This is a genomic window from Streptomyces sp. NPDC030893, from assembly GCF_055571535.1.
On record NZ_JBVIFC010000013.1, the window covers coordinates 116,884 to 129,043 of the forward strand.

A 12,160-nucleotide genomic window follows, 5' to 3' on the forward strand; every position below is an offset into this window, starting at 1 on the left:
CGTTCCCGGGCCTCCGCTGCCCCTACGGCGTGCTGTACGGCTCCTGCCGCCCCACCGCCGTGACCGCTTCGGCGGCGGGGGCGGCGCCCGTCCACGGGAGTTCGACCGAGACGGTCTTGCCGCCCTCGCGCGTGGGGCGGATTCTGAGCCTTCCCCCGCACTCCGCGGTCAGACAGCGGATGATGACGAGCCCTCGCCCGTTGTCCTGCTGGACCGCGGCGGGCAGCCGCTTGGGGAAGCGCGGGTGACTGTCCGTCACGCCGATGTGCACCCGTTCGTCGCGGACCAGGACGACGTCCACCGTGAACGTGGGCGACTGCCCGAAGGTGTGCTGCACCGCGTTCGTGGCGAGTTCGGAGACGATCAGCCGGACGGTGTCGGACAACTCCGCGTCCGCCGGCATGCCCCATTCCACCATTGTCCCCACCACATGGGTCCGGGCGGCGGAGACCGAGGCGGGATCGCTCGGCAGGGTGACGGATGCTTCCAGATGGTCGGCCATGGCTACGTCGTCCCTTTCCCACGGGGCCCGCAGTCCGACACGGAGCGGCTGGTTCGAGTACGGTCCCGCACTGGTGGTTCGTCGCCAGACTGCCATCACCGCACGGCGCAGGGCGGCGATCCACCAAGATATGCATATATCTGTCGCTCAAAGCGGTGAACTCTGCGACGGGAGACCGTATCCGGGCGGCTCGGAAGGAGTAAGGAGAAGCCCATGCAGCACGGTCCCGCGGTGCGCCGCCGCAAACTGGGCGCCGAATTGCGCGCGCTGCGCACCTCGGCGGGACTCACCAGCGGTGAGGCGGCCCGGCTGGCGGGCTGGCACCAGTCGAAGGTGAGCCGGATCGAGACGGGCACGAGCGGGGTGAAACCGGCCGATGTGCGGTTACTGCTCGACGCCTACGGGGTGGCCGATCCGCAGTTGCGGGAGTTGCTGCTGGTGCTGTCGGGATCCGGTGACGGCGACGGCCGGCATCACTGGTGGCACGCCTACCGGGGGGTGCTGCCGCCGACGTACCGGGACTTCATCAGCCTGGAGTCTCAGGCCAGCGCGATGCGCACCCTGGAGACCACGGTGATCCCGGGGCTCCTGCAGACCCCGGAGTACGCGCGTGCGGTGACGGAGGCGGCCCTGGAGGGCGCGTCGGAGGAGCGTCTGGACGCGCTGGTGGAGGTGCGGCTGGCCCGGCAGGACGTCCTGCGGACGGAACCGCCCCTGGAGCTGAGCGCGGTCCTCGACGAGGCCGTGCTGCGCCGGGAGGTCGGCGGCCCCGGAGTGATGTCCCGTCAGCTGACACGCCTGGTCGAGGCGGCCCGGCTGCCCCAAGTGCGGTTGCAGGTACTGCCGTTCAGCGCCGGGGCGCACATCGGCGTCACCGGCCCTTTCGTCATCTTTTCATTTTCGCGCACTTCTGATCTCGACGTGGTTGTTCTCGACCACTTGACGAGTAGCCTCTATCTGGAGCGGAAAGAAGACCTCCGGGCCTACTCGGAGGCCTTCAACGCCCTTTCGATCCACGCCCTTTCACCCGAGGACTCGTTGGATTTCATCGCCGGCGCAGCCGCCGGCGCGTAAGGAGGCACGATGCCCGTACCGCCTCGGACCATGGCCACCAGCCTCGCACTGCATGGTGTGCGGTGGCTGCGCAGCAGCTACAGCACGGGGGCTAACAACTGCGTCGAGACGGCCAGGCCGGCCGCCGGGCCGCTGGCCGGACTGCTCGCCGTACGCGACTCCAAGGACCCGGACGGGCCCGCGCTGCTCTTCTCCCCCGGACGCTGGGCGGAGTTCGTGACCGCGGTCCGCTGACCCGACCTCACATCCACCGATCCGACCGACCCATCGCGCGACGCACGGCCGTGCCACGCCGACTCATGGCCGCGTCTCGCCGATCACCTGTACAGCGCGTTCGATCTCTGCCCCGGACAGGTCCGCGCGGGCGGTCAGTCTGAGCCGTGAGACGCCGTCGGGCACGGAAGGAGGACGGAAGCAGCCCACGGCCAGGCCGGCCGCCCGGCAGTCGGCCGCCCATCGCACGGCCTGCTCCGGGGAGGGGGCACGCACGGAGACGACCGCGGCGTCCGGACGCACCGCTTCCAGACCCGCGGCCGTCAGCCGCCGGTGCAGTTCGCGCGCCACCGCGCCCGCCCGCGAGGCCCGCCCGGGTTCGCGGCGCAGCAGCCGGAGCGCCGCCAGGGCCGCGCCCGCCGCCGCCGGCGCCAGTCCCGTGTCGAAGATGAACGTCCGTGCCGTGTTGACCAGATGGCCGATCACCCGGGCCGGGCCGAGCACGGCTCCGCCCTGGCTGCCGAGGGACTTGGACAGCGTCACGGTGACGACGACGTCGTCGGCGCCCGCGAGGCCCGCCGCGTGCGGGGCGCCGCGGCCGCCGTCGCCGAGGACACCGAGGCCGTGCGCGTCGTCGAGGACCAGGCCCGCGCCGTGCGCCCGGCACACCTCGGCCAGCTCCGCGAGCGGGGCGGCGTCGCCGTCCACCGAGAAGACGGTGTCGGACACGGCCACGGCGGGGCCGTCGTGCGCCTGGAGCGCCTTGCGCACGGCATCGGGGTCGGCGTGCGCGGCGACGTGCGTCGTGCCGCGGGCCAGCCGGCAGCCGTCGATCAGCGAGGCGTGGTTGCCCGCGTCGGAGACGATCCTCGAGCCGTGCGGGGCGAGCGCGGTGACGGCGGCCAGGTTGGCGGCGTAGCCGGAGGAGAAGACCAGGGCCGCCTCGAAGCCGCAGAACCCGGCCAGTTCGCCCTCCAGCTCGGCGTGGAGCGCGGTGGTGCCGGTGACCAGCCGGGACCCGGTCGAGCCGCCGCCCCAGGTCCGCGCGGCCCGCGCGGCCCCCTCGGTGACCTCGGGGTGCCGGGCCAGACCCAGGTAGTCGTTGCTCGCCAGATCGAGCAGCGGCGTGTCGGCGGACCGGGGACGCAGGGTGCGGACGAGTCCGGCCCGGCGGCGCAGTTCCGCCTGCTCGTCGATCCAGCCGAACGCCATGGGTCCTCCGGGGATTTTGTAGGCAGTGGACAGACACTAGCGGGAGGCCGGGCGGGCCACTGTGTGGCAATACCCACACCCGCGAGCGCCTCTGTTGTACGAACTCTCCTTGGCCGGAGCGGGTCGGGTAGGACAGGATCGGCTCTCATGGACCTGCTGAACACGCTGGTGGACAAGGGGCTTCGGCGCGAGACGCCGACCCGCGCGGAAGCACTGGCCGTCCTCGCGACGTCCGACGACGACCTGCTCGATGTGGTGGCCGCGGCCGGGAAGGTGCGGCGGCACTGGTTCGGCCGACGGGTGAAACTCAACTACCTCGTCAACCTCAAGTCCGGCCTGTGCCCGGAGGACTGCTCCTACTGTTCCCAGCGGCTCGGCTCCAAGGCCGAGATCCTCAAGTACACCTGGCTCAAGCCGGACCAGGCGTCCCGGGCGGCCGCCGCCGGACTCGCGGGCGGCGCCAAGCGGGTGTGCCTGGTGGCCAGCGGCCGGGGCCCCACCGACCGTGACGTGGACCGGGTCTCCGACACCATCAAGGCGATCAAGGAGCAGCACGAGGACGTCGAGGTGTGCGCCTGTCTGGGGCTGCTCTCCGACGGCCAGGCGGAGCGGCTGCGCGAGGCCGGGGCGGACGCCTACAACCACAACCTGAACACCTCCGAGTCGACGTACGGCGACATCACGACCACGCACACGTACGCCGATCGGGTGGACACGGTGCGCAAGGCGCACGCCGCCGGTCTGTCGGCCTGCTCGGGTCTGATCGCCGGCATGGGCGAGTCCGACGAGGACCTGGTCGACGTGGTCTTCTCCCTGCGCGAGCTGGACCCGGACTCGGTGCCGGTCAACTTCCTGATCCCGATGGAGGGCACGCCGCTCGCCAAGGAGTGGCACCTGACCCCGCAGCGGTGTCTGCGCATCCTGGCGATGACGCGGTTCGTCTGCCCCGACGTCGAGGTGCGGATCGCCGGCGGCCGCGAGGTGCACCTGCGCTCGATGCAGCCGCTCGCGCTGCACCTGGCCAACTCGATCTTCCTCGGCGACTACCTGACCAGCGAGGGCCAGGCCGGCAAGGCGGACCTGGAGATGATCGCGGACGCCGGGTTCGAGGTGGAGGGCGCCGGTGAGGTGACGCTGCCCGAGCACCGCGCGGGCGGCGGCTGCGGGTCGCACGAGGGCGGCGGGGCGTGCGGTCCGGCCGCGGCCTCCTGCGGGAGCGCCTCCGAGGAGCCTCGTACGGACCTGGTCGCCGTGCGCCGCCGGGGTGCCGGAACGGATCTCGCGCCCAATGCCTGAGCGGTCCGTCGCCGAACTGCTGGAGCTGGACCGGCGGCATGTGTGGCATCCGTACGGGCCCATGCCGGGCCGTCAGGAACCGCTCGTCGTGGAGTCGGCGAGCGGGGTGCGGCTGAAACTCGCCGACGGTTCGGGCGAGCTGGTCGACGGCATGTCGTCCTGGTGGTCGGCGATCCACGGCTACAACCACCCGGTCCTCAACGAGGCGGCCGGCGCACAGCTCGCGCGGATGAGCCATGTGATGTTCGGCGGGCTCACGCACGAGCCCGCCGTGCGGCTGGCGAAGCTCCTTGTCGACATGTCTCCGGAAGGCCTGGAGCACGTGTTCCTCGCCGACTCCGGGTCGGTGTCGGTCGAGGTCGCGGTGAAGATGTGCCTGCAGTACTGGCGTTCGCTGGGCCGGCCGGAGAAGCGGCGGCTGCTGACCTGGCGGGGCGGCTACCACGGCGACACCTGGCAGCCGATGTCGGTGTGCGACCCCGAGGGCGGGATGCACGAGCTGTGGAGCGGGGTCCTGCCGCGCCAGGTGTTCGCGGACGCGCCCCCCGCCGGGTACGAGGAGGAGTACGCGGAGCACCTGCGGTCGGTGGTCGAGCGGCACGCCGGCGAGGTGGCCGCGGTGATCGTGGAGCCGGTGGTGCAGGGCGCGGGCGGGATGCGGTTCCACTCCCCCGCGTATCTGCGGGTGCTGCGCGAGGTGTGCGACGCGCACGACGTACTCCTGGTGTTCGACGAGATCGCGACCGGGTTCGGCCGCACGGGCGCGCTGTTCGCGGCGGAGCACGCGGCGGTGACACCGGATGTGATGTGCGTGGGCAAGGCGCTGACCGGCGGTTATCTGACCATGGCGGCGACGCTGTGCACCGCGCGGGTGGCGAGGGGCATCTCGCGCGGTGAGGTGCCGGTGCTGGCGCACGGTCCGACGTTCATGGCCAATCCGCTGGCGGCGGCCGTGGCCTGCGCCTCCATCGGGCTGCTGCTCGGGCAGGACTGGCTCGCGGAGGTCAAGCGGATCGAGACGGGACTGCGGGACGGGCTGGCGCCGGCGGCCGCGCTGCCCGGCGTGCGCGATGTGCGGGTGCTGGGCGCCATCGGGGTCGTCCAGCTGGATCACGCCGTCGACATGGAGGCGGCCACGCGCGCGGCGGTGCGCGAGGGAGTGTGGCTGCGGCCGTTCCGCGACCTGATCTACACCATGCCGCCGTACGTCACGGGCGACACGGACGTGGCGCGCATCGCCCGCGCGGTGTGCGCGGCGGCGGAGGAGGGATGACATGCCGGTGATGGTGATCACGGGCACCGGCACGGAGGTCGGCAAGACGGTGGTGACGGCCGCGGTCGCCGCGGCGGCGCTGGCCGCGGGCCGGTCGGTGGCCGTGCTGAAGGCGGCGCAGACGGGTGTACGGCCGGACGAGCCGGGGGACGCCGAGGAGGTCGCGCGCCTCGCCGGTGCGGTGACCACGGACGAACTCGCCCGGTATCCGGACCCGTTGGCGCCCGCGACGGCGGCCCGCCGGGCCGGTCGCGCCCCGGTGCATCCGCACGAGGTCGCGGAGCGGGCCGCCAAGCTCGCCACCGAGCACGATCTGGTGCTGGTGGAGGGCGCGGGCGGGCTGCTCGTACGGTTCGACGCGGCCGGCGGGACGCTGGCCGACGCGGCGGCGCTGCTGTCCGCGCCGGTGCTGGTGGTGGCCCCCGCCGGGCTCGGCACCCTGAACGCCACGGAGCTGACGGCCCGGGAACTGCGCGCGCGGGGGCTGGACCCGGCGGGTGTGGTGATCGGCAGCTGGCCCGGTGAGCCGGACCTGGCGGCGCGCTGCAATCTGCTGGACCTGCCGGACGTGACCGGGGCTCCACTCCTGGGCGCCGTACCGGCCGGGGCGGGCGCCCTCGACCCCGCGGGGTTCCGCGCGTCGGCGCCCCACTGGCTGGCGCCCCGTCTGGAGGGAACCTGGGACGCCGAGGCGTTCCGGGTGCGCGAGGCCCCCTGACGGCAGTGGGGGGAAGCCGGAGGGGCCGGCCCCTCCGGCTTGGATGCCGAGCCTCTCAGGCCCGCGCCTCGCCCCGATCGGCGCCGGCGCCCGGGCGTGCCTGGGCGCGGAGCCTTTCCTGCGCGCCGAATGCCTGGCGGCGGCAGGGTCCGGGCGCCGGGCGGGCAGGGCCCGGTACGCGCGCCCCGGCCGGACCCCCGGTGTCGGGTGCCACGCCGGCCGGCTCTCCGGCCGCGGGGCGTCCTGGCCGGCGAGGTGCACCGGATCTCCCGGCCGGGCGTTCGCGGGGTGCGGCGGCACAGCCTCGACGCGGCCCCCTCCCGGCGGGGGTTCGCCGGACGGGCCCGGGGGGAGAATCGCCGTAGGTCCGTCCTCGGGAGGTCCTCATGCCGCTACGGTCCGCCCGCTCCGCGAAGGCGACGCGTGATCCCGTGCACCACCCCGTGTTCGCCCGCTACTACGCCCGGGCCGGCGTGGCCGCCGAGACCCGTCTGGGATTGGCGGGAATGCGCGACCGACTGCTCGGCGGGCTGTCGGGGCGGGTGATCGAGGTCGGCGCGGGCAACGGGCTGAACTTCGGGCACTACCCGGGCACGGTCTCGGAGATCGTCGCGATCGAGCCGGAGCGGGCGCTGCGCACGCTGGCCGTGGAGGCCGCCCTGCGCGCCGAGGTGCCGGTGGACGTGGCGCCGGGGGTCGCCGAGGCGCTGCCGGTCAAGAGCGAGGCGTTCGACGCGGCGGTGCTCTCGCTGGTGCTGTGCAGCGTGCGGGACGTGGCACGGGCGCTCGCGGAGGTCCGGCGGGTGCTGCGGCCGGGCGGTGAGGTGCGGTTCTTCGAGCACGGCCGGGGCGGCGGCCCGGTCATGCGCCTCACCCAGCGGGCGCTGGACCGTACGGTGTGGCCGCCCCTGGCCGGGGGCTGCCACGTCGCGCGGGACCCGGTCGGCGCGCTGCGGGAGGCGGGGTTCGAACTCGGCCCGTACCGGCGGACGATGGTGCCGGAGAAGGGACCGGCGCTGCCCCAGTCGTACTGTGTCCTCGGCACCGCGTGGCGGCCGGTGGGCGACGCCCCGGCGGCCGGGAGCTGATCACTCGCTCCAGCGGCGCAACTCGGCCGCGATGTCCTCGACGGTCGCCTGCCCACTCTTGACCAGCCGGGCCAGATCGCGCACCTGTTCGGGTGAGGTGACGACCTTCAGGCCGCTGGCGACCAGATAGGCGTACGCGACGGCGGAGGCGAACAGGGCGTTGGAGCGCTCCAGCGCGGGGATGTGGATCAGCAGTTGGAGGAGGGCCGCGGCGCGGGCGTGCGGGCTGCCGTAGACGGGGACGTCGAAGATCTCGGCCTCGTGGCGTGCGACGGCGGCGACGAGGGCACCCCAGTCGGTGACCTGGGGGTCCCCCGGGGTCTGCTGCTCGGCGAGCATGAGCAGCCACGCGAGGTCGATGCGCAGGCTGTTCAACGGCTCAGTGGCGACCTTCGCGCGCGCCTTCGCGGTCCTTGCCGAACTCCTCGGCGAAGACGCTCTCGTACTGCTTCATGAAGTCGGCGGCGGCCTCCACGAACGCGCGGCCCGCCTCGCCGGTGTCCTGCCGGACCAGTTCCTCGATGTAGCGGTTGACGCTCATCCCGCGCTCCAGGGCACGCTCCCGCGCCGCGCGGGCGGTGCCCTCGTCCACGCGGACGTTCAGCTGGGTCTTCGCCATACCTCGAAGCTAGCGCCAGGACGCTAGCTGCGGCAAGTGCGGCCGGCCGGGCAGGAAATGTGCCCCTTACACCGGCCCGGGGAGCCCGACTCACGGGGGATATCCGCTGTGGGGCCCGTCACACTACCCTCGGCGCGACAGCACGACCGTACGCCCATACGGAGGAGGCGGCCTTGTCCACATCTGCTGCGGAGCACGCCCCCGGCGTCGCGCCGGGCGACGGGTTCGCGGCCCGCGCCCGCGGCCTGACCAAGGCGTACGGCTCCGGCGAGACGACCGTGCTGGCCCTGGACTCGGTGGACGTGGACATCGCGCGCGGACGGTTCACCGCGGTCATGGGTCCCTCGGGCTCCGGGAAGTCCACGCTCATGCACTGCCTGGCGGGTCTGGACACCGTTTCGGCCGGCCAGGTGTGGCTGGGCGACACCGAGATCACGGGGCTGAAGGACCGGGAACTGACCCGGCTGAGGCGGGACCGGATCGGGTTCATGTTCCAGTCGTTCAACCTCGTCCCGACCCTGAACGCGCGCGAGAACATCACCCTGCCCATGGACATCGCGGGCCGGAAGCCCGACGAGAAGTGGCTGGACCAGGTCATCGACACGCTGGGGCTGCGCGACCGGCTCGGGCACCGGCCCGCTCAGCTGTCCGGCGGCCAGCAGCAGCGGGTGGCCTGCGCGCGGGCGCTGGCCTCCCGGCCGGAACTGATCTTCGCGGACGAGCCGACCGGCAACCTCGACTCGCGGGCCGGTCTGGAGGTGCTGGGCTTCCTGCGCGAGGCCGTGGACCGGCTGGACCAGACGGTCGTCATGGTCACCCACGACCCGGGCGCCGCCGCCCACTCCGACCTGGTGCTCTTCCTCGCGGACGGCAGGATCGTGGACGAGATGCGGCAGCCCACGGCGGAATCGGTGCTGGAACGGATGAAGCGCTTCGACGTCACCCGCGCGCCCGGGAAGGACTGACACCGTGCTGAGGGCGACACTGAGGAGCTTTCTCGCACACAAGGGGCGGATGCTGCTGTCCGCCCTGGCCGTCGTGCTCTCCGTGGCGTTCGTCGCGGGCAGCCTGATCTTCTCCGACACGGTCTCCCGCACCTTCGACCGGCTGTTCGCCTCCACCTCCGCCGACGTCACCGTGGCGCCCCGGGAGGACCTGGAGTCGGCCGTGCCGACCGGGGCGGTGCAGACCCTGCCGGCCGCGCTGGCCGGGCAGCTGTCGCGGCTGGAGGGTGTCGAGTCGGCCCACTCCGACGTCGAGGTCGACAACCTCATGGTCGTCGACGCCGACAACGAGCCGGTCGGACCGACCACGGGCGCGCCCACCCTCGCGGTGGACTGGCACGTCACCGAGCGCAGCGTGGTGGAACTGACCTCCGGCCGCGCCCCGCGCGGAGGCGGCGAGGCGGTCCTGGACGCGGACACCGCCGAGGCCAAGGACGTGGAGATCGGCGACACCCTGTCCGTGCAGGCCCAGCCGGGCACCTTCCGGGTGGAGGTCGTCGGCATCGCGACGTTCACCACCACCAACCCGGGCGCGGCCCTGGTCTTCCTCGACCCCCGGATCGCCGCGGCCGAGCTGCTGGGCGACGCCGACCGGGCGACCACCGTCTCGCTCACCGCCGCGCCGGGCGTCTCCGACGAGCAGCTGAAGCAGCGCGTCACCGCGGAGCTGGGGGCCGGCGCCTATGAGGTGCGGACGGCCGGCGAGACGGCGGAGACGGCCGCCGAGGAGCTCGGCGGGTTCCTCGACGTGATCAAGTGGGTCATGCTCGGATTCGCCGGGATCGCCGTGCTCGTGGGCGTGTTCCTGATCGTCAACACCTTCTCGATGCTGATCGCCCAGCGGACCCGGGAACTCGGTCTGCTCCGTGCGCTCGGCGCGGACCGGCGGCAGGTGCGGCGGTCGGTGCTCACCGAGGCGGTGCTGCTCGGTCTGGTCGGGTCGACGGTGGGTCTGGCCGCGGGCATCGGGCTCGCCTTCGGTCTGATCCGGCTGATGAGCGCGATCGGCATGAATCTGAAGACGACGGAGATGGTCGTCGGCTGGGCCACGCCCGTCACGGCGTACGCCGTCGGCGTGGGCGTCACCTTCCTCGCGGCGTATCTCCCGGCCCGCCGCGCGGCGGGCGTGTCGCCGATGGCCGCGCTGGCCGACGCCGACATCGCCGGTGTCGGGCGCCCGCTGCGCGCCCGCGCGGTGGTGGGATCCGTGGTGGGCGTGCTCGGTGCGGCGGCGCTGGCGGGCTGTGTCCTCGCCGGCGACACCTCCTCGGCGGCCTCGCTGCTGGGGCTCGGGGTCGTCCTCACCCTGATCGCGACCGTCGTCGCGGGTCCGCTGCTGGTGCGGCCGGTGATCCGGGTGCTGGGCGCGGCCTTTCCCGCGCTGTTCGGATCCGTCGGCCGGATGAGCCAGCGCAACGCCCTGCGCAATCCGCGCCGTACCGGCGCCACGGCGGCCGCGCTGATGGTGGGGCTCGCCCTGGTAGGTGGGATGTCGGTGGCCAGCGCCTCGATGTCCCGCTCGTTCGACGAGCAGATCGACAGGACGCTCGGGGCCGACTTCGTGATCCAGAACGCCAACTTCATGCCGTTCCCCGGGGAGATCACCGAACGGGTGCGGGAGACCGACGGGGTGGGGCTGGTCGTGCGGCAGCGCTTCGCCCCGGTGGCGGTGCGCCTGCCGGACGGCGAGCGGATCGAGACCACCGCGGCCGGGTACGACGACCGCGTCGACGACGTCGCGCGTGTGACGTACACGAGCGGCGACACGGCGGCGGCCCTCGCGGACGGCAACATCGCCATGGACGCCGGGTTCGCCGAGGAGCACGACGTACGCGTGGGAACCACGGTCCCGGTCGAGTTCCCCGGCGGCAGGAGCACCGAGCTGACGGTGGCCGCCCTCACCGACGTCGAGGGCGGCGAGGGCTTCGGGATGCAGGGCGGGCTGGTCTTCGGCATCGCGACCGTCGAGGAGTACGTGCCGGGCGGGCAGGACTCCGCCCTGTACGTCAACGCGGCCGACGGCACGGGCGTGGACGAACTGCGCGACCGGCTGGACGCGGCGCTCGATCCGTACCCGCAGGTGCAGGCCCGTGACCAGGCCGACTACAAGGAGCTGGTGCACGAGCAGATCGCCGTCCTGCTGTACCTCGTCTACGCCCTGCTCGGGCTGGCGATCGTCATCGCGGTGCTGGGCGTGGTCAACACCCTGGCGCTGTCGGTGGTCGAGCGCACGCGTGAGATCGGGCTGCTGCGGGCGATCGGTCTGTCCCGGCGGCAGCTGCGGCGGATGATCCGGCTGGAGTCGGTGGTGATCGCGGTGTTCGGCGCGTTCCTGGGGCTCGTGCTGGGGCTGGTGTGGGGGCTGTGCGTCCAGCAGGTCCTGGCCCTGGAGGGCATGACGGCTCTCGCCATCCCGTGGGGCACCATCGCGGCGGTGGTGATCGGGGCGGCCGTGGTGGGTGTCGCGGCGGCCCTGCTGCCGGCGCTGCGGGCGTCGCGGATGAACGTGCTGGAGGCCATCGCGCACGAGTGAGCCGCACGGCGGCCGGTCCGGATCGTGGAATTCCCCGCCGGCCGCTCCCCCGCGTGCTGGGATCGGCGCATGAACGAGCCGCGCATACGGGCCGCCGGGCCCAAGGACCTCGACCGTGTACTGGGCTTTTGGAAGGTGGCCGCCGAAGGCACGAGCATCAGCGACGACCGGGCCGGTGTGGAGCGGCTGATCGCGCGCGATCCGGGGGCGCTGATCCTCGCCGAGGACGGCGGCGAGCTCGCCGGCACGGTGATCGCGGGCTTCGACGGCTGGCGCTGCCATCTGTACCGTCTCGCGGTCCACCCGGACCTGCGCCGGCGGGGCATCGGCGCCGCGCTGCTGGCCGCCGCCGAGGAGAGGTTCGTACGGCTCGGCGGGCGCCGCGCGGACGCCATGGTGCTCCGGCGCAACGAGACCGCGCACCACGCGTGGGGCGCCGCGGGGTACGCGCCGGAGGAGCGGTGGCGGCGCTGGGTGAAGCCGCTGACCGGCTGATCCACCGCACGACGGCCATCTTTTGCTGATCCTTTACTCTTGGGGGGCCACTCGGTCCTCCATGAAAGGTTGTGTGCGTCCGCCCATGGGCGAGCCTCCCGGTCCGCGACATCGCGCGTCTGTTCCCTTCCTG

13 protein-coding genes are annotated in these 12,160 nt (G+C 73.2%); 9 read left to right on the forward strand and 4 right to left on the reverse strand.

What is annotated here, in order from left to right; genetic code table 11:
- Positions 1–22: 22 nt before the first annotated feature.
- A complete protein-coding gene (locus tag ACZ434_RS23580) occupies positions 23–502 on the reverse strand; it encodes an ATP-binding protein (protein WP_468458928.1) in 480 nt (159 codons plus the stop codon).
- Positions 503–715: 213 nt separating this feature from the next.
- On the opposite strand from ACZ434_RS23580, the gene ACZ434_RS23585 reads away from it, so the two are divergent.
- The gene (locus ACZ434_RS23585; RefSeq protein ID WP_468458930.1) at positions 716–1,576 is read left to right on the forward strand and encodes a helix-turn-helix domain-containing protein; all 861 of its coding nucleotides are present in this window, start codon (positions 716–718) and stop codon (positions 1,574–1,576) included.
- Between the two features lie 9 nt (positions 1,577–1,585).
- On the forward strand, positions 1,586–1,810 hold the full coding sequence (locus ACZ434_RS23590; protein WP_468458932.1) for a DUF397 domain-containing protein: 225 nt from the start codon (positions 1,586–1,588) through the stop codon (positions 1,808–1,810).
- Between the two features lie 63 nt (positions 1,811–1,873).
- On the opposite strand, the gene ACZ434_RS23595 is transcribed toward ACZ434_RS23590, so the two are convergent.
- On the reverse strand, positions 1,874–3,001 hold the full coding sequence (locus ACZ434_RS23595; protein WP_468458934.1) for an 8-amino-7-oxononanoate synthase: 1,128 nt from the start codon (positions 2,999–3,001) through the stop codon (positions 1,874–1,876).
- 147 nt (positions 3,002–3,148) lie between these two features.
- On the opposite strand from ACZ434_RS23595, the gene bioB reads away from it, so the two are divergent.
- The 4 genes from bioB (at position 3,149) to ACZ434_RS23615 (ending at position 7,376) form a co-directional block, all read left to right on the forward strand.
- The gene (bioB, locus tag ACZ434_RS23600; RefSeq protein ID WP_468458936.1) at positions 3,149–4,297 is read left to right on the forward strand and encodes a biotin synthase BioB; all 1,149 of its coding nucleotides are present in this window, start codon (positions 3,149–3,151) and stop codon (positions 4,295–4,297) included.
- The gene (locus tag ACZ434_RS23605; protein WP_468458938.1) at positions 4,290–5,570 is read left to right on the forward strand and encodes an adenosylmethionine--8-amino-7-oxononanoate transaminase; all 1,281 of its coding nucleotides are present in this window, start codon (positions 4,290–4,292) and stop codon (positions 5,568–5,570) included. Before bioB ends, ACZ434_RS23605 begins: the two co-directional genes overlap by 8 nt.
- 1 nt (position 5,571) lies before the next feature.
- Positions 5,572–6,288, forward strand: coding sequence for a dethiobiotin synthase (bioD, locus tag ACZ434_RS23610; protein WP_468458940.1), 717 nt, complete (start codon positions 5,572–5,574; stop codon positions 6,286–6,288).
- Between the two features lie 386 nt (positions 6,289–6,674).
- Positions 6,675–7,376 carry a class I SAM-dependent methyltransferase gene (locus ACZ434_RS23615; RefSeq protein WP_468458942.1) on the forward strand — a complete coding sequence of 234 codons (702 nt, stop codon included), beginning with the start codon at positions 6,675–6,677 and terminating at the stop codon, positions 7,374–7,376.
- On the opposite strand, the gene ACZ434_RS23620 is transcribed toward ACZ434_RS23615, so the two are convergent.
- Together ACZ434_RS23620 and ACZ434_RS23625 are read right to left on the reverse strand one after the other, a co-directional pair.
- The gene (locus ACZ434_RS23620) at positions 7,377–7,751 is read right to left on the reverse strand and encodes a fic family toxin-antitoxin system, toxin component (RefSeq protein ID WP_468458944.1); all 375 of its coding nucleotides are present in this window, start codon (positions 7,749–7,751) and stop codon (positions 7,377–7,379) included.
- Positions 7,752–7,755: 4 nt separating this feature from the next.
- A complete protein-coding gene (locus ACZ434_RS23625; protein WP_468458946.1) occupies positions 7,756–7,995 on the reverse strand; it encodes a toxin-antitoxin system HicB family antitoxin in 240 nt (79 codons plus the stop codon).
- 173 nt (positions 7,996–8,168) lie between these two features.
- Between ACZ434_RS23625 and ACZ434_RS23630 the strand changes: the two genes are divergently transcribed.
- The 3 genes from ACZ434_RS23630 (at position 8,169) to ACZ434_RS23640 (ending at position 12,027) form a co-directional block, all read left to right on the forward strand.
- Positions 8,169–8,960: an ABC transporter ATP-binding protein gene (locus tag ACZ434_RS23630; protein WP_468458948.1), complete on the forward strand. Its 792-nt coding sequence runs from the start codon at positions 8,169–8,171 to the stop codon at positions 8,958–8,960.
- 4 nt (positions 8,961–8,964) lie between these two features.
- The gene (locus ACZ434_RS23635) at positions 8,965–11,532 is read left to right on the forward strand and encodes an ABC transporter permease (RefSeq protein WP_468458950.1); all 2,568 of its coding nucleotides are present in this window, start codon (positions 8,965–8,967) and stop codon (positions 11,530–11,532) included.
- Between the two features lie 69 nt (positions 11,533–11,601).
- On the forward strand, positions 11,602–12,027 hold the full coding sequence (locus ACZ434_RS23640) for a GNAT family N-acetyltransferase (RefSeq protein ID WP_468458952.1): 426 nt from the start codon (positions 11,602–11,604) through the stop codon (positions 12,025–12,027).
- The last annotated feature ends 133 nt before the right edge of the window (positions 12,028–12,160 follow it).

What these genes read in the sequence shown, in the direction of transcription:
- ACZ434_RS23640 (WP_468458952.1), top strand. Translation starts at nt 11,602, where the DNA reads ATGAACGAGCCGCGCATACGGGCCGCCGGGCCCAAGGACCTCGACCGT.
- ACZ434_RS23625 (WP_468458946.1), bottom strand. Translation starts at nt 7,995, where the DNA reads ATGGCGAAGACCCAGCTGAACGTCCGCGTGGACGAGGGCACCGCCCGC.
- ACZ434_RS23585 (WP_468458930.1), top strand. Translation starts at nt 716, where the DNA reads ATGCAGCACGGTCCCGCGGTGCGCCGCCGCAAACTGGGCGCCGAATTG.
- ACZ434_RS23615 (WP_468458942.1), top strand. Translation starts at nt 6,675, where the DNA reads ATGCCGCTACGGTCCGCCCGCTCCGCGAAGGCGACGCGTGATCCCGTG.
- ACZ434_RS23605 (WP_468458938.1), top strand. Translation starts at nt 4,290, where the DNA reads ATGCCTGAGCGGTCCGTCGCCGAACTGCTGGAGCTGGACCGGCGGCAT.
- bioD (WP_468458940.1), top strand. Translation starts at nt 5,572, where the DNA reads ATGCCGGTGATGGTGATCACGGGCACCGGCACGGAGGTCGGCAAGACG.
- ACZ434_RS23595 (WP_468458934.1), bottom strand. Translation starts at nt 3,001, where the DNA reads ATGGCGTTCGGCTGGATCGACGAGCAGGCGGAACTGCGCCGCCGGGCC.
- ACZ434_RS23590 (WP_468458932.1), top strand. Translation starts at nt 1,586, where the DNA reads ATGCCCGTACCGCCTCGGACCATGGCCACCAGCCTCGCACTGCATGGT.
- bioB (WP_468458936.1), top strand. Translation starts at nt 3,149, where the DNA reads ATGGACCTGCTGAACACGCTGGTGGACAAGGGGCTTCGGCGCGAGACG.
- ACZ434_RS23580 (WP_468458928.1), bottom strand. Translation starts at nt 502, where the DNA reads ATGGCCGACCATCTGGAAGCATCCGTCACCCTGCCGAGCGATCCCGCC.